We start from the raw sequence: 25,399 nt of genomic DNA, 5'->3' as shown, positions 1-25,399 counted from the left end.
CGCACCCAATTACGCTATCTCTTATACTGACATGCACACTTATTTACGTACATGTGAAGTATGAAATAGGTAACATCCGTTAATCGTTAGGTGAAATCATGCAACAAAACGAATTTGAAGCACTACTTAAAGAAATTGGCCAGCAAGAAAATCTACCAAAGGCTCTTGAGCTTTTAAAAGCATCAGAAGAGGAAGAGATAGCACAAGCTGCGGAATCGCTTACAGGTCAATTTGGTCTTGCTGAAGTTGATGGTGAAAAGCGTATTTACCACATCACAGTGCATCAAGATGAATCAGGTGAAGAGCAAGAGTTCGTTGAGCATGTGATGAACGAAGGCGATCATTTGATCAAATTTGCGGCTTGGTTCTTCGAGACATTCTTTGAAATCAAACAGAAAGACACCTACCAAGCTGCTGGTAAGACATACCAACAGCCTAAACGTTAATCATCAACATTATTCGCCAAGATAAAATATTTTTGTAACTAAATTACATTAAATTTGTGACCTATGTCTTGTTATTGGCGTTTTGTGGTGTAAGATTACTACATTGCCAGTTAACGACTTCTTAGGAGAAGATCATGGGTTACGAACTAGGTGGTATTTACATCGGTCAAATGATCGGTAAAGAAGCCATGCACAAAGCGCTTTACGGTAAAACTAAGAAAAAGAAACCTTCTTTGTTTGCGCGAATTGTGAAAAAATTAGCGAATTAATACGAAAAGCCCTGACATTAAAAATCAGGGCTTTTTGCTATTTAATCTCAATTCGGGTACTTAAATCAGTTGTCTATCAACTACGCCGATTGGTTTGGGATCGTTAGGACATTATCAGGAACTTTGTCGAGCCCTTGTTCTTCTAACCACTTTTCTAAGTTGTCAGCTCCGCCAATGTATTTACCATTCAACCAAATCTGAGGCACGGTTACTGGCGTCTTTTCTCCAATCATCGCTTTTACTTCTGGTATCATTCGATAAAGCGCGGCACTCTCTTTAACGACATCATGATATTGGTACTCTATTCCGGTTTTATCCAACAAGCTTTTCGCTTTCACACAATAGGGGCAGGTGGCTTTGCCATACACGATATTGCCCTTGAGTTGATCTCTATTCGCCCATTGAGCAATTACAGATTGTACCAATAAACCTCGGTTTAGCGCTTCCCCTTGGCTGATGACTTTCCCCTCGACCACAAGAATAGGAGCGTGCCAAGCACCAAGCTTAAGAGGTTCCCACCAATGTGAGAGCCAATCTTTTACTTCCAATTCGACAGGCACATCGGCCAATTCATTCTTAAAGGTATCCGTTAAAATATCTTTCGTGAGCGTACATTCGCCACACGGGATGTTGACTTTGAATGGTCCCCAACTGCCTGCCCAGCGATATAATGTAATTTTGATTGGCTGCGCCATAAGGTTATCCTCATCTTCTTCCTTGAAAATATAGAACTTAAAACGAATAGATTTCTTTCAAGTTATTTTTTCTTTTTTGCTTCCCAGTGCGTAATAAATGCAATCGAAGCAATAATGATTGCCGCACCCAACCAGAGTCGGCCTGGTGGAACCCACCCAAAGACTAACCAACCAGCAAAGACATTTAATGGTAATTTGGCATGATCAAATGGTTGGACAAATGACGCATCAGCCACCGCATAGGCTTTTACGATCGCCCATTGTGCGAGCGCTGTGAGTGCGCCTGCGACAAGGAGAATCGCCCACACGTTCCAATCGCTTGGCATAGAGAAGGTTGGCAGTGCCAGTACAATGTTAAACGGGGTGATAAGCAGCAGCAGATAAACGACCATCGTTGAGGGAGGATCGTTCACCGACATTTTTTTTACCATCAGCGAATATGCGGCCCAGAAAAAAGCAGCACCAACCGGTAATAATGTCGCCCAAGTAAAAGTGTCTGACCATGGCTCTAAGATGATCATGGCACCAATAAAGCCAGTTAGAGTCGCAACCCAGCGCGCTTTGCCCACGTTTTCTTTTAATAGTAAGCCTGATCCGATGGTTGCAAAAAGTGGGGAGGTCATGAGCAAAGCAATGCCTTGCCAAATTGGCACTGGGTACGCCAAAGCCCATAGCCAAAGTTGAATACCGATAACCGACAGGAAAATCCGGAATAGATGCCAACCAAAGTGCTGTGTTTTTAATGACTTTCGAATCCCCAACGTTCTGAGATACGGTAAGATGGCAAATAACGCGATCGCATATTGGAATAGTGCAAAAGTTGTTGATGGGACGCCAAAGTGGATGCTTGCGATTTGGGCAAAGTTATTCACTATGGCGAATGCAACACCTGCAGCGAGCATCCAAGATGCGCCTTGAATAGGATGATGATTCAATTGGACATGTCCGTAATTTTACATTGGCCGGAATCATACGTTCTTCTGTATAGGTAGCCAATAAAAAAATGCCTCCCAGAAAGGAGGCGACAATACCAATTAAAAAGGATGTGTCTACCAGGAGGGACACTGAACGAGAAGCACAAACGCTGCCATGCATTTGCTACTAACATATAGCAGTTTACATGCCAAATTATAACTTGTTGATTTTTAGATGATTGCTAAGTAATAAGTTAAGCGGTGACTACTAAATTGCACTATTGTTGGGAGCGATGGGTTAATTTTGTGCGTGACGAATCCCCTTGGTGAAATCGGGATGTTACGCTAAACAAAAAGGCCAATACGCTATGTATTGGCGTATTGGCCATGGATTGATTGTCGATGGATTTAGAAATCGTAGCGGACACCAAGACGAAGAGTATCTTCCCCTTCTATAATCATGCCCTCGTCGTTTTTCTCTTCGTCAAGTTGGTTCATGTAGTAAGACAAATAGGTTCGGAAGTTACTGTTTAGTTTGTAGTAAGCCACGAGTTCAAAACCACCTACAGCGTCAAATTTGGCAGCGCCATTAGGATCGTTTTCCTGATAAGTGTAGAGGCCTGCGATAGTAAATTTATTTACTTTGTAGCTGGCAACGAGTTCGTATGCAGTGAAATCGACGGAATCATTGATTGCACCTTGCGAATACGTACCAGCTAAGTAAAGGTTATCAAATGAGTACGCAACGCCACCTAGGATTTGATCTTCAGAATTGTTCTTATCAACATCGCCACCAGAATAAGCTAGGCCCAGATCCAATCCCATCGGCAGGGAATAAAGACCAGAGATGCCATATTTGTCTTGGCTATCGCCTGAATTTGCTTGGTAAGTGGCTTGAACTTGCAATGCATCGAATTCGCCGCGGTAAGCAAAAACACTGTCTTGTTTGTCTGATGATGCATCAATGACTTGTTGAACTCCAGAAAACTCAGTGATATCGGTCATGTCTGAAATGATCACAGCAGCCATATCTTGACGACCAACAGAGAAGTCACCAACCTCAGAGCCAACACCCGCATACATATAACGGTTTTTAAATTCGCTCTTACCCGTGCTTTGTTCTGCTTCGTAAACACCGAATGCAGATAGGCCGTTGCCGATGTCTGTTTTACCTTTAAGGTTTAAACGTGCACGTGACTTATCTTTCATCGAGCCGTCAATTTCTGCGCCACCTGAGCCAATGAAGTCACCACGAAACTCTACGCGACCACCTAGTTTTAATTCTGTTTCGCCATCTTTGTAAACGGTTGCTGCATAAGATGACGTTGATACCAATGCTGTAAATATTGCAGTAGAAAGTGCTGCTTTTTTCATTTTTTATATACCCTATTTGTTATCGATGGGCTTTCTTGCCCGCTGTATTGACGAGCCCTAAGGTAAACGGGAAAAATGAAGGATAAATTTCTATTAAGTTATGATTCTATTGCACTTTTATTTCGTATTTTTGTTGGTCTGGTGGCGGGAGGATAGTTGGTTGGGGGTAACTGTGTTGGTTTTAGGTTTTTTTATATCTAAATTTTTTCGATTTATATGAAAAAGTTTGTGAACATATTTTTATGTACGAATTGTAATTAGTGAACAATGTTGATGTGATTAACATTTGATTTTTAAATGAAATTTGAGCAATTTTAGAGCATGTTGTAAGGAGGTGTTTCTATTTTTATGTTTTTGTTGGAGTTTGTGGCACGTAATTGAGGTGAAAACGTTTGCGTGGTCGGTCTCATTTAGATTTTTTCACTCTGCTATAGGGAACTATTGAAATAAAGTATCACGCAGTTGTTAAGCAGAAGTGACTCGAAATTGGTGCGAAATATGTGCCACGGCGCTTTTGTATAAGACTGACTTATACACGAATAAATACATGGACTTTATAATGAATAAGAAATTCCTAGCAGCGGCTATCGCAGCGGCTACTTTTGGTACTCAAGCAGTAGCAGTAGAACTATATAATAACGAAGGCACAACATTCTCAGTTGGTGGCCACGTATCTATCAACCTTAACGGCTCTGAGCAAGGCGATACAGATGTGGGCACAAACTCACCACGTATCAACATCAACGCAACTCAAGACCTAGGCAATGGCTTCACTGCTGACGCTCGTGGTGAATGGCAATTAAATTACCTAGACGGTGGTGACAACACATTTAAAACTCGTCTTGGTTACCTAGGCCTAACTCACGATGTATACGGCCGCGCAGTCGGTGGTACTCAGTGGGCACCTTACTACGATGTAGCTGGTGTTGCAGATATGCCAATCGCGTTTGCGAACGATTTTATCTACGATGACCACGGTAACCTTGGTACTGGCCGTGCAGACAAAATGCTTTCTTACCGTAACGCGATCGAACTTGGTGAAGCTGGTAAGCTTGGGTTTGGTTTAGGTTGGCAAGGTTCTAAAGACAAGTTTTCTCGCAACGACAGCGACGCAATTGTTGGCGGTGCAGAGTACGATGACCGTATGCAACTTGCGCTATCATACTCAATTATGGGCGCGAAGCTTGGTTACACGTACAATACGGGTGACTTCACTGCATTTGGTTCTAAGAAAGAAACGGCTGAGTCTCACCTAGTATCTGCAGCTTACGGTTCTTACGGTAAAGGCCTGTACCTAGCGGCAGTTTACGGTTCAAACGAAAACATGAACTTTGATGGCAAAACTCGTCTAGCTGATAGTGATGTGTACGAAGCGTTAGTAGCTTACGCTCTTCCAAGCAGCCTTAACCTAAGTGTTAACTACGAAAAAGTAGAAGGCAAAGCGACTAAAGCAAGCTCGACTGGAACTGCACGTGACCAGATGGCGCTTCAAGCAGAGTACAACTTCACATCTAAATTTGTTGGTTTTGCAGGCTACCAGTTCGACCTAAACGATGCTAACAATCGTAAAACAGACGACAAATGGGCGTTCGGTGCTCGTTACTACCTATAATAGTAATTTGTCCTAGTTACTATGAAAGCCAGCCTCGTGCTGGCTTTTTTCATATTTACACTCAGAGATTTTTCAATTATTAACACTCATTCAAAACGGGGTGGATATCTAATTTTTGCTTGCTGATAGGATGATCTAGTGTCGTGTCGTCAATGGTTTAGATTAAAATGACGTCTTTTGTTTGCAGGGAAGAGCAATGAGTGTCATTCAGGTTGAAGATAAGAAAGTCAAAGTTGGCAAAATTCTTTGTGTCGGGCGTAACTACGTTGAGCACATCCAAGAGCTTAATAATGCAATACCAGAGCAGATGGTGGTGTTCAACAAACCGGCGACCTCTGTTTCAACCAAGCTAACCTCATTTCATCAAGAGCCTTTGCATTACGAAGCGGAAATTTGTTTCCTTATCAAAAATGGTCAGTACAGTGCGGTTGGACTCGGTCTCGATCTGACCAAGCGTGGTTTGCAATTCTCTCTCAAAGATAAAGGGTTACCATGGGAACGTGCCAAAGCGTTTGATGGCTCTGCGGTTTTCAGTCGTTTTTATTCCCTGCAAGGCATCGATATTGATGATCTCAATTTAGAGCTTTTGATTAACTGTGTTCATGTTCAAAAGGGGCATGTGAAACAGATGCTTTACCCGCCAATGAAAATTCTCGATGAGCTGAAGAGTTACACAACACTAGAAGATGGTGATGTGGTGATGACAGGAACACCAAAAGGCGTAGGCGAAGTGCACCAAGGTGATGTCTTTCTGGGGCGTTTGAAGTGTGGAGACATCACTTTATTAGAGATTGAATGGCTGGCCGCTTAGGGCATTGCTTCACCAATATCTTAGTTACGGTGTTGCAATCAAACTTGAATCGTTGGGCATATGAGCATACTCATAGTCGTGACTAGAAATATTCTTGATGAGTGGACATTATTCGTTCTCCAAACCATCAAAAATTCCTTGCCAAATGTGAAGCATCTCTTCATCGAACAGATAGAAGCTCATCTCTAGTTCACTATATTCAGGTTGAGAACACACCGATAATGCAACTGTTGCTGCTTCTCTTGCTGGATAACCATAAACGCCGCAGGAAATGGCAGGCAGGGCGATGGTTTTGCATTGATACTCAATAGCGAGATCTAAAGTGCGCTTATACGCAGACGCTAACACTTTTTCGGGTTCTGAAAATTTCGAATAGATTGGTCCTACAGCATGAATCACGAATCGAGCTTCGAGATTTCCTGCACAGGTGATTTTTGCGTCACCATATCCACAGCGCCTGCCATTTATTGGTTCAATTGTAAAACAGGCTGTAAGTAATTCAGAGCCAGCAGCACGATGGATTGCGCCGTCAACGCCGCCCCCACCGAGTAGCTTAGGGTTTGCTGCATTGACGATAGCGTCGACTTTGGCTTTGGTAATGTCACCTTTAATGAGGTGAATGTTGTTCATGGATGACGTTCCTATTGTGTTTATTATTGAAATTGAATGGACTAAGTCTCGTTAACAGTCTATCAGCTTTTGGTGTAAGCGATTGATTCTTTGTTTTTATCAAAGCAGTATTGCATGGGAAATAACGCGCTTAGAATGTAGCGCTTGCTATTTCTGATATAAAGTGGGGTGAATTAAGACGATTGGTCTGGTTGCTATGTCCTTATTGGTATAAAATCCGCCGCCTGTTTTAGAAACTACATACCATTTTATGATCGATTTTGCTGTACTTCCTGTTTATTTGACCGCTGTTATAGCCCTTCTTTTATTACCTGGACCAGACATGTTACTGATTGCCAGTTCGAGTATGAGCTATGGTAAAAAAGTCGGTTTGTTTGCGAGTTTGGGCAACGCGACATCTGGCGTGATCTTAACGTTATTGGCAGCAATGGGTGTATCAACCTTGATTGCGATGAGTCCAATCGCGTTAAAAGTGCTTCATCTACTGGGGGGCGCGTACTTGCTAAAAATGGGCTGGGACTGTCTACGAGCGGATGTTTCTGATGCACCAGAGCTTGATCAGAAAAACAAAATGGCATCGACTTACTATCAACGCGCTTTGATGAGTAACCTGCTGAACCCGAAAGCCTTGGTGTTCTTTGTGATGTTTTTGCCGCAGTTTGTCTCTAGCAACATCACAGCATCGTCAGGAGAGCAAATGCTTGCGCTTGGTTTGTTGTTAAATGTACTCGGTTTGCTATTCAATATTTTGTTAGTTGCACTGGCGGGCACATTGGGTAAAGGGTTGTTGGAAAACGATAAATTCCGTATGTACCAAGGCAAACTTATGGGCTTGGTATTCGTTATCCTTGCAGTATGGATGCTCAGTAGTTTTGTGATGTAACAACCTTAGACTCTTTAACTAAAGCCAGCACTTGCTGGCTTTAGTTGTTTTAAAGTCGCGAATTTTAATCCAATCCGGATTACAAGCTTTGCTGATGGGCTTCAATTAGGGCATTCATCTTCGCTTCCGCTGCTTGGTTTGCTTGCGCGTAATCCATATCATCAGGGAAATCGCTGATCACTTCGTAATAACATTTAAGCTTAGGCTCTGTACCTGATGGACGAACAATTACGCGAGATCGGTCTTCGAGGTGATAGATTAACACGTCACTTGCAGGCAAGTTAATGACTTCCGTTGAGCCATCGGACATCAAACGCTGTGAGCTCTTTAGATCCTCAATTACTTCAATATGTTTACCGGCGATCGTTTTCGGTGGATTTGCGCGAAGCTTATCACCAATAGGTGGCGATTTAGGATCAAGCGCAATGCTACATTGTGCATTGAAGTAAAAACCATGCTGACGGTATAACTCTTCTAGTTTATCCCAGATTGTTTTACCTTGGGCTTTCAGCTTACCTGTCAATTGGGAAAAAGCGACCAGTGCTGACAAGCCATCTTTATCCCACACCTTGTTGCCCACGGTGTAGCCTAATGCTTCTTCGTAAGCGAATAGGAATGGATGAGATTCGGTCTCTAAGTCCATCGCTACGTTAGTAAGCCACTTAAAGCCAGTCAGCGTTTGGTAGTATTCTGCGCCATGTGCTTTAGCAATGCTGCTCAATAGGCGAGAAGACACAATGGTGTTTCCAACGAGCGCGTTAGGTTGACTTTGTAGTAAGTAATCACCAAACAATGAACCCACTTGGTCGCCCGTCAGCATTTGGTATTCGCCATCAGGGCGTTTGACTGCTACAGCAAAGCGATCGGCATCTGGATCGTTCGCGCATGCAATGTCGGCATCTGCTGATTTACCTAGCGCCATCACCATGTCCATTGCACCTGCTTCTTCAGGGTTCGGGAAGTTTACGGTAGGGAACGTGCCGTCCGGTTCGCGCTGCTCTGGAACGCTTGCGACTTTTTTAAAGCCAGCGTCTGCGAGCAACGTCTCTGCCATGTCCGCACCGACACCGTGCATTGCCGTGTAAACAATGGAGATGTCTGTGTTGCTGTCCGGTGTTAGTAGGGCATTTTCATTCATTGTCTTGCGGTACGTTTGGTAGTACTCGTCTTCGAGCCAAACCAGCAAGCCTTTTTGCTTCGCATCGTCCAGAGAGATCAGAGGGAGCGGTTTTGTTGTTGCTTCATCGATTTTTGCTGCAATACCAGAATCGTGCGGTGGAATAATCTGTGCGCCATTCTCCCAGTACACTTTAAAGCCGTTGTACTCAGGCGGGTTATGGCTTGCAGTAACAACCACAGCCGCTGCTGCATTTAACTCACGAACACCAAAAGCAACAATGGGTGTTGCCGCTACTTTATAGGTTAGGTAAACCTTGATACCTAAAGCAGTCAGTACAGAAGCTGTATCGTGTGCGAACTGTTTAGAATCTGGGCGACCATCGTAACCAATAACAACACCGCGAGACGATGCGTCTTTCACTTGTTCAATGAGGTAGTGACCGAGACCCGTTGCCGTTTCTTGAATCACCAAACGGTTCATACGATTTGGACCTGTGCCGACTTTGCCACGTAGACCTGCTGTACCAAAAGCTAGGCGGGCACTAAATCGATCAGAAAGTTCTTGTTTGTTATTTGTATCGATTAGGTGCTGAAGCTCTTCACGGGTTTTAGGATCAGGGTCTCGTGCTAGCCATTGAGTAATTTGTACTGTCATATCCATTTTCCTTAGTAGGTTTAACCCATTTGTTTAGACACTTCTTCGCCAAAAGTATCTCAATATTTTATGCCAACAATCTAAATGGTTCTCAATTACATTTCAAAGAGGGCAATCGATAAACCGAATTTATTTTTACCGTTGTACAAAATTTAATCGCATTTTATTTCTTGAAGAACGATTGAACTATAACTAGCCTTTTAACATAAATATAACAAAGTGTATTGAAATAGTAGTTTTTGTGATTTTTCGTAAATTTGTTCGATATTTGCAATTTAAAGCAAGGAAGCTGGCATAGGTCCAGCGGCTGAGCAGAGGAGAGATCTTTTGAAAAGATTAGCAACTACTCTGGCTACTATCGCGAATGTGATATTTATCACGTTTTCATCGCGAGCTTGGGCTGAGCAGAATGACTATAACATGACCAAAGGTGTGACTGGGATCAGTGAGCAAGTGTATGAACTTCATATGTTGATCTTCTATATTTGCTGTGCGATTGCCTTTATCGTGTTTGGTGTCATGTTTTACTCCATCTTTCGTCATCGTAAATCAAAAGGCGCAGTTGCCGCCAATTTTCATGAAAGTACCAAAGTAGAGATTATCTGGACCATCATTCCCGTCATCATTCTTATCGCAATGGCGATTCCAGCAACCAAAACTTTGGTGGCGATGGAAGACTCCAGCCAATCTGACCTCACTGTGAAGATCACGGGTTCTCAATGGAAGTGGCATTACAGCTATTTTGGTGAGGACGTTGAGTTCTTTAGCCTACTTGCGACCAGCCAGAATGAAATTGATGGTATTGAGACAAAAGGGGCGCATTACTTACTTGAAGTGGATAACCCGCTCGTTTTGCCAATTAATCGTAAAGTTCGTTTTCTCATGACCTCTGATGATGTGATTCATTCTTGGTGGGTACCTGATTTCGCTGTTAAGAAAGATACGATTCCGGGCTTTATTAACGAAGCTTGGACAAAGATTGATGAACCAGGTGTTTATCGTGGCCAGTGTGCCGAGCTTTGTGGTCGAGCGCATGGGTTTATGCCAGTTGTCGTTCATGCGATGGCGGAAGACGATTTCGGCCAGTGGATGGCAGACAAGAAACAAGAAATCGCATTACAAAAAGCGGCTGCGAAAGAAGCATTGACGCTAGACCTGTCGATGGAAGATTTGATGGGACAAGGCGAGTCGATTTACACCGCGCGTTGTGCCGTATGTCATCAAGCGAATGGTGAAGGCATTCCGGGCGCATTCCCGGCGATCAAAGGCAGCGAGATCGCCAAAGGTCCAGTTGTTGCACACATTGACGTATTGGTGAATGGTCGCGCAGGTACCGCAATGCAAGCTTTTGCTAACCAACTTAGCGACCAAGAGATTGCTGCTGTCATTACCTATCAACGTAATGCTTGGGGAAATGACACTGGCGATACCGTTCAAGCATCCGATGTTAACGCCTTTAAGGCACAAGAAAGTGCCAAGGAGGAAATATGAGTAAGCCAATTGAAAAAGCGGTGAAGTCTGCTCCTGCAGAAGCGCAAACGACCGCAAATACTACTATTGCGATTGAAGATGATCACGATCATCACCACGCACCGAAAGGGCTAGCACGTTGGCTTTATTCCACTAACCATAAAGACATTGGTACGCTTTATTTGTGGTTTAGCTTTGCCATGTTCCTTACTGGAGGAGCAATGGCGATGATCATCCGTGCTGAATTATTCCAACCGGGTTTGCAATTGGTTGATCCTCAGTTCTTTAACCAAATGACGACAGTGCATGGGCTAGTGATGGTGTTTGGTGCGGTCATGCCTGCTTTTACTGGCTTAGCCAACTGGATGATCCCAATGATGATTGGGGCACCGGACATGGCGTTGCCACGAATGAACAACTTGAGCTTCTGGATCTTACCTTTTGCTTTCCTCATTTTGATCGGCTCGTTGTTTTTACCGGGTGGTGGTCCTGATTTTGGTTGGACTTTTTACGCGCCGCTTTCTACAACCTACGGCCCTGACAGTACGGCGTTGTTTGTTTTCTCAGTTCATATCATGGGTATCAGTTCCATCATGGGTGCCATCAACGTGATCGTGACTATTGTAAACATGCGTGCACCGGGCATGACGTGGTTCAAGCTACCTATGTTTGTTTGGACTTGGCTGATTACTGCGTTCTTATTGATTGCGGTGATGCCGGTATTAGCCGGTGCGGTGACCATGGTTTTAACCGACAAGTACTTTGGCACTAGCTTCTTTGATGCTGCTGGTGGCGGTGACCCAGTGATGTTCCAGCATATTTTCTGGTTTTTTGGTCACCCAGAGGTGTACATCATGATCTTACCGTCGTTTGGTATTGTCTCGGCAATCATTCCAGCATTTAGCGGTAAAAAACTGTTTGGCTATCATTCAATGGTTTATGCGACATGCAGTATCGCATTGTTGTCGTTCCTTGTATGGGCGCACCATATGTTCACCACAGGAATGCCGGTATTCGCTGAACTCTTCTTTATGTATTGCACCATGTTGATTGCGGTTCCAACAGGGGTGAAAGTCTTTAACTGGGTGGCGACCATGTGGCGTGGAGCCATGACGTTTGAGACGCCAATGTTGTTTGCGATTGCTTTTATTGTCTTGTTTACGATAGGCGGTTTCTCAGGTTTGATGTTGGCGATTGTGCCAGCGGATTTCCAATACCACGATACGTACTTTGTCGTCGCGCACTTCCACTATGTATTGGTGTCTGGTGCAGTATTCTCAATTATGGCGGCAGCTTATTATTGGTTACCAAAATGGACTGGGCATATGTACGACCATAAGCTGAGTTTGTGGCATTTTTGGTGTTCGATCATCTCGGTTAATGTACTGTTTTTTCCGATGCATTTCTTAGGGTTAGCAGGGATGCCAAGGCGTATCCCTGACTATGCGATTCAGTTTGCTGATATCAACCAAATCGTATCGATCGGTGGTTTTGCTTTTGGTTTGTCTCAACTGATCTTCTTGTGGCTTGTTATTAAGTGTATCCGTGGCGGCGACAAAGCAGAGGCAAAGCCGTGGGAGCGAGCTGAGGGGCTAGAGTGGACGGTGCCAAGCCCTGCGCCATATCATACCTTTACCACTCCACCAAAAATCGATTAAGTGAAGAGAGGTGAGTGAAATGCCAAGTAATCCATCTAATAAGAAACTCACGATTAAATTGCTTTTAGCAACGGCGCTAATGTTTGGTTTTGGTTTTGCGCTTGTACCTCTTTACGACATCATGTGCGACGCGCTAGGTATTAATGGAAAAACGAGCGATGTGGCTGCGATTCAACCTGCTGGAATGCAGGCCGATATTTCACGAACGATTCGCGTTGAATTTATGGCTCATGTGACCCCTGACATGCCTTGGGAGTTTAAACCAAAAGTGGTATCCATGGATGTTCACCCGGGAGAAGTGATTCAAACTGATTATCTTGCGCTTAACCAAAGTGATAAAGCGTTGGTTGGTCAAGCAGTGCCTTCCGTATCGCCGGGTACTGGAGCTGCTTACTTTAATAAAATTGAGTGTTTTTGCTTTAACCAACAACCTTTGGAAGGTAATCAGCAAGCGAGTATGCCGTTGATCTTCTATATAGAGCCAGATGTACCTGATGCCATTCATACGTTGACCTTGTCTTACACACTCTACAAATTTCCTCCTCAATCAGGCGAGTCTTCGGGCGTTAGCCTCTCAAGGAGAGAGACACAGAACACAGAGTCGCAGGCCAAAGCACGTCTGGAAAAAGCGCGTCTATAAGGAGAGAACTCATGAGTAACAAACCTGACACTTATTATGTTCCTGCCCAAAGTAGTTGGCCAATTGTAGGCGCATTTGCGTTATTTCTCGTGGCTGTTGGTGCTGGAATGACGGTACAAGGAACCCAAAGTGAAAGTGAGGTTGGGACTGTTGGGGGCATTATTTTAGCTGTTGGTATGTTGTTTCTGCTCTATATGTTGGCTGGCTGGTTTAGCAATGTGATTACCGAGTCGCTAACGGGAAAATACAGCGCCCAAATTACTCGTTCGTTTAAACAAGGGATGAGTTGGTTCATCTTTTCTGAAGTGATGTTTTTTGGCGCGTTTTTTGGTGCGCTGTTCTACGCAAGAATGTTCTCAGTGCCGTGGTTAGGTGGTGCGGATAACAACCTAATGACACATGAGGTGTTATGGCCAAGTTTTGAAGCGATATGGCCGCTGACTACGACGCCAGGTGGGGAAACTACCCAAGCGATGCCATGGCAGGGTATTCCGCTAACAAACACCATCTTGCTGTTATTGTCTTCGATAACGTTACACATGGCGCATGTTAGCTTAGAGCAAGATAAACGAACGGCACTAATTGTCTGGTTAGAAATTACCATCGTTTTGGCTGGCTTCTTTCTTTACTACCAAGCGGTAGAGTACTCCCATGCATATCAAGATATGGGGCTTACATTGCAGTCCGGTATCTATGGAAACACGTTCTTTATGCTCACCGGATTCCACGGTTTGCATGTGTGCTTAGGAACGATTTTTTTAATTGTGTTGCTGCTTAGAATTGCCAAAGACCATTTCTCTCCGAAGAATCATTTCGCATTTCAAGCGGGCAGTTGGTATTGGCATTTTGTCGATGTCGTTTGGTTGTGCTTGTTCGTGTTTGTTTATGTGCTGTAACTTCTGTAAACACTAATAAGGTCGGGGGTTGGGGGCAATCCAACCAGTGGAGAGTGCTATCAGTAGGAGTAAAATCACCAAAGCAGAAAACATAACTCGGCGACCCAAATAGTAGCTCATTGGCTTTCCTTTTCTTTTCGAGTGTTCTGGATCTTCTTTGACCATTTCGATAAGTGCTTTTGCGAGGTTGAATATGATGAAAAGCAGCAAAAGAACAAGTGTCAACTTGAATAGAAATACGGTGGACATGGTACCTCCGATGTCATCGTTATTATTTTCGAAATGGCTTTGGTTAGCCGTCGGTTTAACTGTGGCTGTGTTTTCTCTTTTGGTCAAACTGGGCCTGTGGCAATTAGAGCGGAGCAATGAAAAACAGAAATTGGAACAGGCTATGTTGGCAAGAGAGGATGCGCCTTATCAGGCAATATCAGCCGTGTTAGAGCAAAATGACTGGCGAGAAGAAAGTGTGAATGGCGTCAAGGTAAAAACGGAAGTCGTACCTGAACCCATTGCTGTTCTTTTGCTAGACAATCAAACATATAAGGGAAAGGTTGGTTACTTGGCTTTTCAAGTGGTCTCTTTGCTTCAAGAGCCGACGACACTGACCTTACTTGAACTAGGGTTTGTTGAGGGGAAAAGCAATCGTTCTGACCTTCCAACTATTGAAACGCTAAAAATACCACAAACCATCACCGGGCGCTTGTATCGTAAATCGACCAACCCTCTAAGTACCGATCTCATGGCGGAGATGGGCAATCCGATTCGTATTCAAAACCTTAATGTGAACCAATTGAGTCAGCTATTAAATATAGAGCTGATGCCAACCGTTTTACAGCCCGATAATTTGAAAGCTTGGCCATATTCATTTCCTTGGAATCCACTGCCTTTGACCAGTGAAAAGCACTTTGGCTATGCGGTGCAATGGTTTGCTATGGCGAGTGTTTTTCTACTGATTACACTCTTAATTTTTGTTCGATGGATACGAAGTGAACGATCACATGGAGGTGATGTATGACGTCTTCAGTAACGAAAGGCCGGTTAGTTTTGATTGCATTGATCGGTTTATTTGCCTTTCCTGCGATCGTCGCAAAACTTGTTCTTAGCCAAGGTTGGTATGAGACCGGGGTAACAAATCGAGGAGAATTAATAGAGCCTTACATCACGTTAGAGCAACTTGGTCAGGTATCTCCGCTGAATCAGCGAGGTTGGCAACTAGTGTATGTGTTGCCATCCGCTTGTGATACACAGTGTCAACAGCAACTTCACCTTATACAACAAAGTCACATCGCATTGGGTAAATACCAAGAGCGTGTTGTTCCGGTCATATGGACATCACAAGAAACAGGCACTTTTGAGCCACCGATGATGGTGATGCAAATGAATCGTTCGCTCTCCACAAAAGTGAAAGCCGGACAGTTGTTGATTGTTGATCCGTTAGGGCAGTTGGTTATGTCTTACACCCCCGACGCTAACGAGGATCTGGTGAAGCTGAGTAAAGATGTTTTAGCCGATTTACGTAAGTTACTTAAGTTATCACGCGTGGGCTAGGGGGGAATATGTCGTTAACTCGTTTAGTTCAATTTAGTCTGTGCCTTACGCTCGTCGTAATAATGTTGGGTGCTTACACTCGGCTGGCAGATGCGGGATTAGGATGTCCAGATTGGCCGGGCTGTTATGGTCAGTTGCTCGTACCTCAAACAGAAGCGGAGATATCTAAAGCGAATACTTTGTTCCCAGAACGGGCCGTTGAGCAAGACAAAGCGTGGCTAGAGATGATACACCGCTATTTTGCTGGTTCACTGGGCATTGTTATCTTAATAATGGCGATTTCGGCTACCAAATCTGAGCGAGTAGACGCGACGATACCTATTCTGCTTTGCTTACTCGTTATTGGGCAAGCCGCTCTTGGGATGTGGACAGTGACATTAAAGCTAATGCCGGTCATCGTTATGTTGCATTTACTGGGCGGTTTTACTCTGTTGGTTCTGCAGGCCGTCTTTTACTGTCAATTGAAGTCGCAAAATAGCCTTTATTTCTCACCCTCTACTAAGTCAGTTCGGCTGTTTTCTCTAATCACATTCTGTGTGGTGCTAGCCCAAGTATTACTTGGCGGTTGGACATCTTCAAATTATGCGGCGTTGATGTGTACTGCTTTACCCATTTGCGAGGGGGACTGGACAAGCTACTTGTCTTGGAAAGCTGCCTTTTCATTCTGGCAATCTGGTTTTGATAATTATGAATTTGGCGTGTTGGATTACCCTGCTCGAATGACAATTCATGTCACTCACCGTATTGGTGCCATCATTACTGCATGTGTTGTGCTGATATACAGCGTATTACTATTAAAACAAGATTCACATCATTCTCAACGACTAGGTGTATGGATTGGCTTAGCTCTGGTTTGCCAGATCTTGTTGGGCGTAAGTAATGTTGTGTTCCAACTACCGATCTATGTCGCAGTAGCGCACAACCTAGGTGCAGCCGTCATGCTTTCACTTATTTGTGTTAGCCAGTTCTACCTGTGGCAGGGTAAACCCCGTTGGCGTCATCAAGCGAAAGGAGTTCGCTATGAGTAAAGAAATTGCACTACCGTTAGAAAGAAGAAAGAAAATTGGCACCATTTATCTAAAACTTACTAAGCCTAAAGTGGTGGCGCTAATGCTGATTACCGCGATTGTCGGGATGAGCTTAGCACCTGTCGATGCGTTTCCTTGGGGGGAAGCCATCATTGGTTTAGTTGGGATTGGTTTGATGGCTGGATCTGCTGCCGCGTTTAACCACCTGATTGATAGAAGAATTGACGCACGAATGGCTCGTACTCATAAACGTCCATTGCCTTCAGGTGACACAAATCCAAAGTCTGTTGCTTGGTTTGCTTCCGCTTTAGGAGTAATAGGCTTTGCTCTTCTTTATTGGTGGGTCAATGCGATAACGGCTTGGTTAACGTTTTTTAGTCTGCTTGGCTACGCAGTGGTTTACACAATGTACCTTAAGCGTGCTACACCACAAAATATCGTTATCGCTGGTATTGCAGGAGCGATGCCTCCTCTATTAGGGTGGACCGCTGTAACAGGAGAATTGCATGCCAACGCATGGCTGCTGGTAATGATAGTCTTCATCTGGACTCCGCCCCATTTTTGGGCATTGGCTATCCACCGAGTGGATGACTATAGAAAAGTGGATATACCCATGTTGCCGGTCACTCATGGTATTGAGTACACAAAGACTTCGATTCTTCTTTATACGATTTTGTTGACGATTGTCTGCATGTTACCCGTGTTAGTGGGTATGGTTGGTTCCATTTACTTATTTTCTTCTCTGTTGTTGAATGCTGGTTTCATGTATCACGCCTGGAAATTGAAGTTTTCTCCAGACTCCAGTAGTGCGATAGATACGTTTAAGTTTTCTATTTACCACCTCTTTGCTCTATTTTTGGCGTTGCTTGTCGATCACCATCTTTTCTTGTTTTTCTTTTATAATTAAAGACTTAAATCATTATTGTTACCGTGCCTTTAACTAAAGTACGGTTTGTGTTAACGATGTATACCCAAGTGATACGCTCTCAAATATTGAGTTGTCTTGGCCTAGATATTTGTTAACGCTATTCGTACCAATCGTAGTAAATAACGGGTCATTCTAGCTTGTTCTATTGCTTGATAATTTCGTTAATTTTTCGTTCCAAGGTGAGTTGATTCTAGAATAACTACTTATCAAAAATCTTAACCTTGTTCTCAGGCCTTTTCCCTACGCTAACTCTGATTAGTTACTTACTGTGATTGGTATCACTCAGTTTTTAAATCGTTGCCTTGTTTGACAACTAAATCATTCTCATAGAGCCAACCACGTTGAGGTTAGTGGATGCCTCTTAATGTAGAGTTTCATTGGATTGCATTATGAAAGAATCCAAGTACAACAGTGATTTGAATGATAGGAGGGAGAAAAAGGCGGTAAGAACGTTGAAAGTTAGTAGGGAAACATAATTTGAAGTAAATAAAAGGGATGGCGAACCATCCCTTATAGTTTAGAACGCAGTTTTAAATAACTATTGTACAGTTGTTTTAATTGCTTCTTGGTATTCAACTTCTTCGTATTGGAACTCAGGAACAACAACTTCTACACGACGGTTCTTCTCACGACCTTCATGTGTGCTGTTGTCAGCAATTGGATTCTCTTCACCCATACCTTTAACTGTAAAGCGATTCGCATCGATACCAGCTGCGATTAGGTAATCAGCAACTGATTGAGCACGACGCTCAGACAGTTTTTGGTTGTACGCTGCAGGGCCAGAGCTGTCTGTGTAACCAGTGATTTCTACTTGAGCCTGTGGATACTCGTTCAAGAAGTTTGCAAAGTTGTCTAGACGCTCAGATACAGAATCGGTTAGTTTCGCGCTGTCGAATTCGAAAGTACCTGTTCCGTATTCTTCTTTATGTGTCTTCGTTAGAATCACTTCTTCTTGAACCACTTCCTCCACTACTGCCGCGACAACAGGTGCTGCAGCAAACTTATAGTTGAAGCCAATACCGAAGAAGTTCGCATCCATATCTTTCCATACGTTATCTGACATATCTTGGTAGCGTTGATACTCTGCACGTACGCTCCAGTTACGGTCGATTTCATACTCTGCACCGATAGAACCCGTTGGTACCAAATCTTTCTCGTCACCAGAAATCATGTATGCACCACCGATTTTCGCGAATAGATTCCACGTGTCATTTAGGTGCCAGTTGAATTTCGGTGCAAGAGTAATAGCCGTTAGGTCTCCGTCAATTGTGTTAGCAGAGTTATTACCTGACTTAAAATTAGCTTTGTAACTACCTAGCCAATCAACACCATATTCTAATCCAATAATATCGGTGAAGTCGTAACCGACGTGTAGGCCAGCACCAAACGCATCATCATCACAAGGACTATTCAGATAACAAGCGTCATCTAGCGTAGTCATGCCTACTTTGCCCCCGATGTACCATTCTGCCGAAGCAGTGTTCATAAATGCGCTACCACCAGCTACCACCGCTGCTATTGCAATTGCCACTTTTTTCATAATGTTTCCTTGTACTGATTGCATATTAACTTCTACCTTTATTTTACAAATTGAGTAAAACTAAGTAGTTATAAGAAATTAGTTTAATAGTCATTTAATTTAACATCAAGCAACAATATCGTAGATTTTGCTACACTTCTAGTCACGCTCTCCCTTACAAACTTCTGATATTTCTTACATTGTAGACAACATTTTAAGAATTATAAGAAAATACATGATTATTTTGAACTTTTTATTGTAAATTTTGCTTTACGGCGTGTTTTATTGTAAACGTTGTGCTTGAGTTTGCATTTTTTTATGAAAAGTGATTGCAACTGTTGATGTAACTCGATAAGTTGTTTAAATCGACTCAAAAATATAAGTCCAGAGACCTTTTTAAAGCATGTTGATGTGATATTTATTGCACAAAACTAGATTGGGTAAAAATACTGGACCAAGGATAATAACCAGGAAGTAGAAGTAATGTTTCAAACTGATGATGTAAGAATTAATAAAGTAAAAGAGTTATTGCCGCCCGTTGCCGTTTTAGAAAAGTTTCCTGCCACAGAGACTGCTTCTTCTACCACTTTTGAATGCAGAAATGCGATACACAACATTTTAGAAGACAGAGATGACCGTTTGCTTGTGATCGTTGGACCATGTTCGATTCATGATCCTGAAGCTGCGGTTGAGTATGGTAAGAAGCTGAAAGTGCTGCGTGACGAATTATCTGACCAACTAGAAATAGTGATGCGCGTCTACTTTGAAAAGCCACGTACAACGGTAGGGTGGAAAGGGCTGATTAATGACCCATATCTTAATGACACGTTTAAATTAAATGATGGTCTTAGGATTGGCAGAAAGCTCTTGCTTGATCTAACGGATTTGGGTTTACCAACGGCAAGTGAATTCCTTGATATGATCACGCCTCAATACGTCGCAGATTTGATTAGCTGGGGTGCAATTGGCGCGCGCACGACCGAGTCTCAAGTTCACCGTGAACTCGCTTCAGGTCTCTCTTGTCCGGTAGGATTTAAAAACGGAACAGATGGCAATATTAAAATAGCGAGTGATGCAATTCGTTCGGCAAGTGCTTCTCACCACTTCTTGTCAGTAACGAAATATGGCCATTCAGCAATTGTAGAAACGGCGGGCAACCCAGATTGTCATATCATTCTCCGTGGCGGAAAGGAGCCAAACTACAGTGCTGCTCACGTTGCTCAAATCAAAGATGAGTTGGATGCAGCAGGTCTACCGAAGAAGGTGATGATTGACTTTAGTCATGCGAACAGTTCAAAACAGTTTAAGCGTCAAATGCTAGTTTCTGATGATGTATCTGAACAGATTGCTGCAGGCGAAAGTGCGATTTTTGGTGTAATGATTGAATCTCACCTTGTGGAGGGGCGCCAAGACCTAGTGGACGGTAAGGTTGCAAACTACGGTCAATCAATTACCGATGCTTGTATCGGTTGGGATGACACTGAAACGGTTCTTCGTCAACTATCCGAAGCAATTAAAGCTCGTCGCGCAAGATAGCTACCCACTTTCAAAAACGACAGATAAAACAAAGCCCCGCCGATGAGAGCGGGGCTTTTCAGTTTTCTAATTCGCAATAGAGAAAACTGATAATATTAAGCTATTAAGCTATTAAGCTATTAGGCTATTAAGCTATTAAGCTATTAAGCTATTAAGCTATTAAGCTATTAAGCTATTAAGCTATTAAGCTATTAAGCTATTAAGCTATTAAGCTATTAAGCTATTAAGCTATTAAGCCAGTAGCTCTTTTGCTGTGTTCACTACGTTTTCTACAGTGAAACCAAACATCTCGAACAATTGCTCAGCTGGTGCAGATTCACCGAATGTTGTCATACCGATGATACGACCGTCGAAACCAACGTACTTGTACCAGAAGTCTGCAATGCCAGCTTCTACCGCGATACGCGCTGTTACGTCTGATGGCAGCACAGATTCACGGTAAGCCGCGTCTTGCTTGTCGAATGCATCTGTTGATGGCATTGAAACAACGCGTACTTTCTTACCTTCAGCCGTTAGTTGCTCTGCTGCTTTCACTGCTAGCTCAACTTCAGAGCCTGTCGCGATTAGAATTAGCTCTGGCTTGCCGTCGCTGTCTTTCAGGATGTAGCCACCTTTTGCGATGTTCGCTACTTGCTCAGCAGTACGCTCTTGTTGCGCTAAGTTTTGACGAGAGAAGATAAGTGCCGATGGGCCATCTTTACGTTCAATCGCAAGCTTCCATGAAACTGCAGACTCAACTTGGTCACATGGACGCCATGTACTCATGTTTGGCGTCAAACGTAGAGACGCGATTTGTTCAACTGGTTGGTGAGTTGGACCATCTTCGCCAAGACCGATAGAGTCGTGCGTGTAAACTTGAATGTTCTGAATTTTCATCAGAGCAGCCATACGCATCGCGTTACGTGCGTATTCCATGAACATTAGGAATGTTGCGCCGTAAGGAACAAAACCGCCATGTAGTGCGATACCATTCATGATCGCTGTCATACCGAATTCACGTACACCGTAGTGGATGTAGTTACCAGAGAAATCGCTTGCTTCTAGAGACTTAGAACCAGACCACATAGTTAGGTTAGAAGGCGCTAGGTCAGCAGAGCCGCCCATGAATTCTGGTAGCATTTGACCAAACGCTTCTAGTGCGTTTTGAGATGCTTTACGTGATGCGATGTTCGCTGGGTTTGCTTGAAGATCTGCAATGATTTGGTTTGCTTTCGCTTCCCATTCCGCTGGTAGGTCACCGTTTACGCGGCGTTTGAATTCAGCTGCCAGCTCAGGGTACGCTGCTTCATAAGCTGCAAATTTCTCGTCCCACGTAGCTTCCTTAGCTGCGCCTGTCTCGATCGCTGACCACTCTGCGTAGACTTCCTGCGGAATTTCAAAAGGACCGTGCTCCCAACCTAGTTGTTTACGTGTTGCTGCAATTTCTTCAGCACCTAGTGGCGCACCGTGACAGTCGTGTGAGCCTGATTTATTTGGAGAACCAAAACCGATGATCGTTTTAGTACAGATAAGCGTAGGACGAGGGTCTGCTTTTGCAGCGATGATTGCTGCGTTGATCGCTTCTGCATCGTGGCCGTCTACCGCCGGAATTACATGCCAGCCGTATGCTTCAAAACGCTTAGGCGTGTCGTCAGAGAACCAACCTTCAACGTGACCGTCGATAGAGATGCCGTTGTCATCCCAGAATGCGATCAGTTTGCCTAGGCCTAGCGTACCCGCAAGAGAACATGCCTCATGCGAGATGCCTTCCATCAGACAGCCGTCACCCATGAACACGTAAGTGAAGTGGTCAACGATGTCGTGGCCTTCTTTGTTGAACTGAGCCGCTAGTGCTTTTTCAGCCATCGCCATACCAACTGCGTTAGTGATGCCTTGGCCTAGAGGACCGGTCGTTGTCTCGATACCAGGTGCGTAGCCGTACTCTGGGTGACCTGGAGTCTTAGAGTGAAGCTGACGGAAGTTCTTAAGATCGTCAATCGACAGCTCGTAACCGCTCAGGTGTAGTAAAGAGTAGATCAGCATAGAGCCGTGGCCGTTAGACAGTACGAAACGGTCGCGGTCAGCCCACTCTGGGTTTGCTGGGTTGTGGTTTAGGTGAGAGCGCCAAAGTACTTCAGCGATGTCAGCCATACCCATAGGTGCGCCTGGGTGGCCAGAGTTTGCTTGTTGTACGCCGTCCATGCTGAGTGCACGAATAGCATTAGCTAGATTTTTGCGGTCCATAATAACTACCAGTCTTTAAATATTGGAATTGGAAATTGAAAGGGGAACGCAAACGTTCCCCTTTTTTAATTCTGAGCGATTAAAGCTTAGCTTCGATCATTGCTTCTAGTTTGCCTTGGTCAATAGCGAAGTTACGAATACCTTCAGCAACTTTCTCAACAGCCATTGCGTCTAGGTTGTGTTCCCATAGGAACTCAGCGTGAGTCATTGCAGCAGGACGCTCTTTAGAGCCTTTAGAATCAACCAACTTCTCTACAACTTCGCCTTCTGCAGCTTCTAGCTCAGCAAGAAGAGCTGGAGCGATAGTTAGACGGTCACAGCCAGCAAGTTCTAGGATTTCGCCGATGTTACGGAAGCTCGCGCCCATAACCACTGTGCTGTAGCCATGATCTTTGTAGTAGTTGTAGATGTCAGTTACAGAGATTACACCTGGATCTTCTTGAGCTTCGAAGTCACGACCTTCTTTCGCTTTGTACCAGTCCATGATGCGACCAACGAATGGAGAGATTAGGAATACGCCAGCTTCAGCACATGCACGAGCTTGTGCGAATGAGAATAGAAGCGTTAGGTTACAGTTGATACCTTCTTTCTCAAGGATTTCAGCAGCGCGAATACCTTCCCAAGTTGAAGCCAGTTTGATTAGGATGCGATCGTTAGTGATGCCTGCGTCGTTGTACATTTTTACAAGCTGACGCGCTTTAGCAACACTGCTTTCTGTATCGTAAGATAGACGAGCATCTACTTCAGTAGAGATACGGCCTGGGATAGTTTTTAGGATTTCTTTACCGATGTTTACTGCAAGCATGTCACAAGTGTCTTGTACTTGTTGTGCTTTGTCGTTGCTTTGTGCTTTTGCGTATTCGATAGAAGCATCGATTAGAGGTGCGTACTCTTCGATTTGAGCGGCCTTTAGGATAAGAGATGGGTTTGTTGTAGCATCTTCTGGTTGGTATTTTTTGATTGCATCAATTTCACCAGTGTCCGCTACTACCGTTGTTAGTTTACGAAGTTGCTCTAACTTGTTGCTCATAATCGGTCATCCTATATAAATGGGCTTAAGTGTGGCTTTCAATACCACAACTTGTGCATTTGCAAGCGCGTCGGCCATTCGTCTCATTTCGATAAATAAGACATCTGCTCAGCCAACTACGGAAAATTTTGGCTCCGAACAATTGTTATGAACATTTGATCGGTAGCTGAGTAAATGATGAATTCATATTTATCCTATCCATCTCGAAAGTCAATCGCTGAAAGTCACTTATAGTGAACTTCATCAACGTTTTTTTATTGTACGTTTAATGGCTGACCGAAATAAACGTTTGCCCTTATTGGTCAAGGCTTAATCATGGCGCCAACTGAGTAAAATACTGTGTGAGAAAATGTCATTGCATTGAACAAATGTAATGGTTAAATTGATGCGTAACATATGCTAAGTCAATGAGCGGATGTGCATCGAAGCTTATAATGCCGATCCTCTGAAAGGGCGAGAAAAAACATGAGCAGTTCTAATCAAGATATTTCCATTGAAAGCACAGATCTATTGACCGAGATCTCGGTCGCTTACTATCAAGACGGTGCGACACAGGAAGAGATATCAAAAAAATTCTCTATTTCACGGGCCAAAGTTGGCCGAATGCTTAAGCAAGCTCGGGATGAGGGCATCGTTGAAATCACCGTAAAATACCATCCCGTTTTTAGCGCAAAAATTGAACAGCGCCTTATTGAGCGGTTTGGTGTCAAACGTGCGCTGGTGGCGCTAGATCAACCCAATGAAGAAGCTCAACGCCTTCAAGTTTCAGGGTTGGTTTCTAATTATCTAACCAGTACGCTAAAAAACGGCATGGTCGTAACCGTTGGGCAAGGGCGTAATGTCTCCTCTGTTGCTCACCATATTGGCGTTATTACGCCTCGTGATTGTAAGTTTGTATGTGGTATAGGGGGGATCCACCCTCGTGGTGGTATGTTCAATGCGGACCACATTTGCCGACAGTTTGCTAAGAAATATGGCGGTACGTCCGAAACCTTGTATGCGCCGGCCTACGCAGAAAACCGTGAACAAAAAGTTGCTTTTATGCAAAACGCCACGGTCAAACAAACGCTCGATTTAGCTCGTAAAGCGGACATTGCGCTCGTAGGTATTGGCGACATGAGCGAAAACAGCTACATGGTGGATTTGGGGTGGTTTACGCCTGATGAAGTCGTGCAGTCTCGATTGATGCAGGGCGTCGTTGGGGACTTTGCTGGTTATGATTTCTTTGATATCCATGGAAACGTGGCAAACACGGTAATGAGTGACCGAGTGATTGGTTTAGGCATTGAGGAATTTCGCCCAATTGCTGAAGTGATTGCCATTGCAGCAGAAAACAGCAAGCCATTGGCATTGCTAGGCGCATTAAGAACGGGGGCAATTGATGTGATCGCGACTAGTGTCAGCAATGCGTTGACTGTCCTCAACCTAGATGAACAAATGCATGGTAATAGTACATCAGAGGCTTAGCACAAATAATATGCAATCAATGTAACATGACGATGATATTTTATAAAT

General features: G+C 43.8%; 24 protein-coding genes. 15 read left to right on the top strand and 9 right to left on the bottom strand.

Annotated features, from left to right (window positions below; all coding sequences use genetic code 11):
* Nucleotides 1-98: 98 nt before the first annotated feature.
* On the top strand, nt 99-446 hold the full coding sequence (locus KHN78_RS17835; protein ID WP_211917768.1) for a hypothetical protein: 348 nt from the start codon (nt 99-101) through the stop codon (nt 444-446).
* A 134-nt stretch (nt 447-580) separates the two neighbouring features.
* Nucleotides 581-715, top strand: a complete 135-nt coding sequence (locus tag KHN78_RS21870; protein ID WP_256997338.1) for a hypothetical protein — start codon at nt 581-583, stop codon at nt 713-715.
* A gap of 80 nt (nt 716-795) precedes the next feature.
* Here the strand turns inward: KHN78_RS21870 and KHN78_RS17830 are convergent, their stop codons facing one another.
* The 3 genes from KHN78_RS17830 to KHN78_RS17820 all read right to left on the bottom strand — a co-directional run bounded on the left by KHN78_RS17830 (nt 796) and on the right by KHN78_RS17820 (nt 3,698).
* On the bottom strand, nt 796-1,410 hold the full coding sequence (locus tag KHN78_RS17830) for a glutaredoxin domain-containing protein (RefSeq protein WP_211917766.1): 615 nt from the start codon (nt 1,408-1,410) through the stop codon (nt 796-798).
* A gap of 62 nt (nt 1,411-1,472) precedes the next feature.
* Nucleotides 1,473-2,312, bottom strand: a complete 840-nt coding sequence (locus KHN78_RS17825) for a DMT family transporter (RefSeq protein WP_211918910.1) — start codon at nt 2,310-2,312, stop codon at nt 1,473-1,475.
* Nucleotides 2,313-2,732: 420 nt separating this feature from the next.
* Nucleotides 2,733-3,698, bottom strand: coding sequence for a porin (locus KHN78_RS17820; RefSeq protein WP_211917764.1), 966 nt, complete (start codon nt 3,696-3,698; stop codon nt 2,733-2,735).
* 559 nt (nt 3,699-4,257) lie between these two features.
* Between KHN78_RS17820 and KHN78_RS17815 the strand changes: the two genes are divergently transcribed.
* Together KHN78_RS17815 and KHN78_RS17810 are read left to right on the top strand one after the other, a co-directional pair.
* Nucleotides 4,258-5,310, top strand: a complete 1,053-nt coding sequence (locus KHN78_RS17815; protein ID WP_211917762.1) for a porin — start codon at nt 4,258-4,260, stop codon at nt 5,308-5,310.
* A gap of 196 nt (nt 5,311-5,506) precedes the next feature.
* The gene (locus KHN78_RS17810; protein WP_211917760.1) at nt 5,507-6,121 is read left to right on the top strand and encodes a fumarylacetoacetate hydrolase family protein; all 615 of its coding nucleotides are present in this window, start codon (nt 5,507-5,509) and stop codon (nt 6,119-6,121) included.
* Between the two features lie 108 nt (nt 6,122-6,229).
* On the opposite strand, the gene KHN78_RS17805 is transcribed toward KHN78_RS17810, so the two are convergent.
* Nucleotides 6,230-6,751, bottom strand: a complete 522-nt coding sequence (locus tag KHN78_RS17805) for a macro domain-containing protein (protein ID WP_211917758.1) — start codon at nt 6,749-6,751, stop codon at nt 6,230-6,232.
* Between the two features lie 250 nt (nt 6,752-7,001).
* Here KHN78_RS17805 and KHN78_RS17800 point away from each other — a divergent pair, with 250 nt between their 5' ends.
* Nucleotides 7,002-7,634, top strand: a complete 633-nt coding sequence (locus tag KHN78_RS17800; RefSeq protein ID WP_211917756.1) for a LysE family translocator — start codon at nt 7,002-7,004, stop codon at nt 7,632-7,634.
* Between the two features lie 79 nt (nt 7,635-7,713).
* Here KHN78_RS17800 and KHN78_RS17795 read toward each other — a convergent pair whose 3' ends face one another.
* Nucleotides 7,714-9,408 (bottom strand): phospho-sugar mutase, encoded by a 1,695-nt coding sequence (locus KHN78_RS17795; RefSeq protein ID WP_211917754.1) that lies wholly within the window; start codon nt 9,406-9,408, stop codon nt 7,714-7,716.
* A gap of 327 nt (nt 9,409-9,735) precedes the next feature.
* Between KHN78_RS17795 and coxB the strand changes: the two genes are divergently transcribed.
* Genes coxB through KHN78_RS17775 form a run of 4 tightly spaced genes read left to right on the top strand, consistent with a single transcriptional unit; the run spans nt 9,736 to nt 14,072 of the window.
* Nucleotides 9,736-10,899, top strand: coding sequence for a cytochrome c oxidase subunit II (gene coxB / locus KHN78_RS17790; protein WP_211917752.1), 1,164 nt, complete (start codon nt 9,736-9,738; stop codon nt 10,897-10,899).
* On the top strand, nt 10,896-12,536 hold the full coding sequence (gene ctaD, locus KHN78_RS17785) for a cytochrome c oxidase subunit I (RefSeq protein ID WP_211917750.1): 1,641 nt from the start codon (nt 10,896-10,898) through the stop codon (nt 12,534-12,536). Before coxB ends, ctaD begins: the two co-directional genes overlap by 4 nt.
* A gap of 19 nt (nt 12,537-12,555) precedes the next feature.
* The gene (locus tag KHN78_RS17780; RefSeq protein ID WP_211917748.1) at nt 12,556-13,176 is read left to right on the top strand and encodes a cytochrome c oxidase assembly protein; all 621 of its coding nucleotides are present in this window, start codon (nt 12,556-12,558) and stop codon (nt 13,174-13,176) included.
* Nucleotides 13,177-13,187: 11 nt separating this feature from the next.
* Nucleotides 13,188-14,072 (top strand): cytochrome c oxidase subunit 3, encoded by an 885-nt coding sequence (locus tag KHN78_RS17775; protein ID WP_211917746.1) that lies wholly within the window; start codon nt 13,188-13,190, stop codon nt 14,070-14,072.
* 12 nt (nt 14,073-14,084) lie between these two features.
* Here the strand turns inward: KHN78_RS17775 and KHN78_RS17770 are convergent, their stop codons facing one another.
* A complete protein-coding gene (locus KHN78_RS17770; RefSeq protein ID WP_211917744.1) occupies nt 14,085-14,321 on the bottom strand; it encodes a DUF2909 family protein in 237 nt (78 codons plus the stop codon).
* On the opposite strand from KHN78_RS17770, the gene KHN78_RS17765 reads away from it, so the two are divergent.
* The 4 genes from KHN78_RS17765 to cyoE are packed head-to-tail and all read left to right on the top strand — an operon-like array spanning nt 14,320 to nt 17,555.
* Nucleotides 14,320-15,087: an SURF1 family protein gene (locus KHN78_RS17765; RefSeq protein ID WP_211918902.1), complete on the top strand. Its 768-nt coding sequence runs from the start codon at nt 14,320-14,322 to the stop codon at nt 15,085-15,087. The genes KHN78_RS17770 and KHN78_RS17765 overlap by 2 nt on opposite strands.
* Nucleotides 15,084-15,620 (top strand): cytochrome oxidase biogenesis cluster protein, encoded by a 537-nt coding sequence (locus KHN78_RS17760; RefSeq protein WP_211917742.1) that lies wholly within the window; start codon nt 15,084-15,086, stop codon nt 15,618-15,620. The genes KHN78_RS17765 and KHN78_RS17760 overlap by 4 nt, the downstream gene beginning before the upstream one ends.
* A gap of 8 nt (nt 15,621-15,628) precedes the next feature.
* On the top strand, nt 15,629-16,648 hold the full coding sequence (locus KHN78_RS17755; RefSeq protein WP_211917740.1) for a COX15/CtaA family protein: 1,020 nt from the start codon (nt 15,629-15,631) through the stop codon (nt 16,646-16,648).
* Nucleotides 16,641-17,555 (top strand): heme o synthase, encoded by a 915-nt coding sequence (gene cyoE / locus KHN78_RS17750; protein ID WP_211917737.1) that lies wholly within the window; start codon nt 16,641-16,643, stop codon nt 17,553-17,555. Before KHN78_RS17755 ends, cyoE begins: the two co-directional genes overlap by 8 nt.
* 559 nt (nt 17,556-18,114) lie before the next feature.
* Here cyoE and KHN78_RS17745 read toward each other — a convergent pair.
* Nucleotides 18,115-19,116 (bottom strand): OmpA family protein, encoded by a 1,002-nt coding sequence (locus tag KHN78_RS17745; RefSeq protein ID WP_211917735.1) that lies wholly within the window; start codon nt 19,114-19,116, stop codon nt 18,115-18,117.
* A 462-nt stretch (nt 19,117-19,578) separates the two neighbouring features.
* On the opposite strand from KHN78_RS17745, the gene aroG reads away from it, so the two are divergent.
* Nucleotides 19,579-20,631, top strand: a complete 1,053-nt coding sequence (aroG, locus tag KHN78_RS17740) for a 3-deoxy-7-phosphoheptulonate synthase AroG (protein WP_211917733.1) — start codon at nt 19,579-19,581, stop codon at nt 20,629-20,631.
* A gap of 231 nt (nt 20,632-20,862) precedes the next feature.
* Here aroG and tkt read toward each other — a convergent pair whose 3' ends face one another.
* Both tkt and tal read right to left on the bottom strand, forming a co-directional pair.
* Entirely contained in the window at nt 20,863-22,854 is a 1,992-nt protein-coding gene (gene tkt, locus KHN78_RS17735; RefSeq protein WP_211917731.1) for a transketolase, read from the bottom strand.
* Between the two features lie 79 nt (nt 22,855-22,933).
* Nucleotides 22,934-23,884: a transaldolase gene (gene tal, locus KHN78_RS17730; RefSeq protein WP_211917729.1), complete on the bottom strand. Its 951-nt coding sequence runs from the start codon at nt 23,882-23,884 to the stop codon at nt 22,934-22,936.
* A gap of 465 nt (nt 23,885-24,349) precedes the next feature.
* Here tal and KHN78_RS17725 point away from each other — a divergent pair, with 465 nt between their 5' ends.
* The gene (locus KHN78_RS17725; RefSeq protein WP_211917727.1) at nt 24,350-25,351 is read left to right on the top strand and encodes a sugar-binding transcriptional regulator; all 1,002 of its coding nucleotides are present in this window, start codon (nt 24,350-24,352) and stop codon (nt 25,349-25,351) included.
* Nucleotides 25,352-25,399 lie beyond the last annotated feature (48 nt).

It is taken from the genome of Vibrio sp. B1REV9, from assembly GCF_905175395.2.
GTDB lineage: Bacteria > Pseudomonadota > Gammaproteobacteria > Enterobacterales > Vibrionaceae > Vibrio > Vibrio alfacsensis.
This window is presented reverse-complemented; position numbering and strand designations above follow the sequence as displayed.

What these genes read in the sequence shown, in the direction of transcription:
- KHN78_RS17810 (WP_211917760.1), top strand. Translation starts at nt 5,507, where the DNA reads ATGAGTGTCATTCAGGTTGAAGATAAGAAAGTCAAAGTTGGCAAAATT.
- KHN78_RS17805 (WP_211917758.1), bottom strand. Translation starts at nt 6,751, where the DNA reads ATGAACAACATTCACCTCATTAAAGGTGACATTACCAAAGCCAAAGTC.
- KHN78_RS17830 (WP_211917766.1), bottom strand. Translation starts at nt 1,410, where the DNA reads ATGGCGCAGCCAATCAAAATTACATTATATCGCTGGGCAGGCAGTTGG.
- KHN78_RS17760 (WP_211917742.1), top strand. Translation starts at nt 15,084, where the DNA reads ATGACGTCTTCAGTAACGAAAGGCCGGTTAGTTTTGATTGCATTGATC.
- KHN78_RS17825 (WP_211918910.1), bottom strand. Translation starts at nt 2,312, where the DNA reads ATGCTCGCTGCAGGTGTTGCATTCGCCATAGTGAATAACTTTGCCCAA.
- KHN78_RS17835 (WP_211917768.1), top strand. Translation starts at nt 99, where the DNA reads ATGCAACAAAACGAATTTGAAGCACTACTTAAAGAAATTGGCCAGCAA.
- tal (WP_211917729.1), bottom strand. Translation starts at nt 23,884, where the DNA reads ATGAGCAACAAGTTAGAGCAACTTCGTAAACTAACAACGGTAGTAGCG.
- aroG (WP_211917733.1), top strand. Translation starts at nt 19,579, where the DNA reads ATGTTTCAAACTGATGATGTAAGAATTAATAAAGTAAAAGAGTTATTG.
- KHN78_RS17745 (WP_211917735.1), bottom strand. Translation starts at nt 19,116, where the DNA reads ATGAAAAAAGTGGCAATTGCAATAGCAGCGGTGGTAGCTGGTGGTAGC.
- KHN78_RS17780 (WP_211917748.1), top strand. Translation starts at nt 12,556, where the DNA reads ATGCCAAGTAATCCATCTAATAAGAAACTCACGATTAAATTGCTTTTA.
- KHN78_RS21870 (WP_256997338.1), top strand. Translation starts at nt 581, where the DNA reads ATGGGTTACGAACTAGGTGGTATTTACATCGGTCAAATGATCGGTAAA.
- KHN78_RS17775 (WP_211917746.1), top strand. Translation starts at nt 13,188, where the DNA reads ATGAGTAACAAACCTGACACTTATTATGTTCCTGCCCAAAGTAGTTGG.
- ctaD (WP_211917750.1), top strand. Translation starts at nt 10,896, where the DNA reads ATGAGTAAGCCAATTGAAAAAGCGGTGAAGTCTGCTCCTGCAGAAGCG.
- KHN78_RS17770 (WP_211917744.1), bottom strand. Translation starts at nt 14,321, where the DNA reads ATGTCCACCGTATTTCTATTCAAGTTGACACTTGTTCTTTTGCTGCTT.
- KHN78_RS17765 (WP_211918902.1), top strand. Translation starts at nt 14,320, where the DNA reads ATGGTACCTCCGATGTCATCGTTATTATTTTCGAAATGGCTTTGGTTA.
- KHN78_RS17800 (WP_211917756.1), top strand. Translation starts at nt 7,002, where the DNA reads ATGATCGATTTTGCTGTACTTCCTGTTTATTTGACCGCTGTTATAGCC.
- KHN78_RS17755 (WP_211917740.1), top strand. Translation starts at nt 15,629, where the DNA reads ATGTCGTTAACTCGTTTAGTTCAATTTAGTCTGTGCCTTACGCTCGTC.
- KHN78_RS17795 (WP_211917754.1), bottom strand. Translation starts at nt 9,408, where the DNA reads ATGACAGTACAAATTACTCAATGGCTAGCACGAGACCCTGATCCTAAA.
- KHN78_RS17820 (WP_211917764.1), bottom strand. Translation starts at nt 3,698, where the DNA reads ATGAAAAAAGCAGCACTTTCTACTGCAATATTTACAGCATTGGTATCA.
- tkt (WP_211917731.1), bottom strand. Translation starts at nt 22,854, where the DNA reads ATGGACCGCAAAAATCTAGCTAATGCTATTCGTGCACTCAGCATGGAC.
- KHN78_RS17725 (WP_211917727.1), top strand. Translation starts at nt 24,350, where the DNA reads ATGAGCAGTTCTAATCAAGATATTTCCATTGAAAGCACAGATCTATTG.
- KHN78_RS17815 (WP_211917762.1), top strand. Translation starts at nt 4,258, where the DNA reads ATGAATAAGAAATTCCTAGCAGCGGCTATCGCAGCGGCTACTTTTGGT.
- cyoE (WP_211917737.1), top strand. Translation starts at nt 16,641, where the DNA reads ATGAGTAAAGAAATTGCACTACCGTTAGAAAGAAGAAAGAAAATTGGC.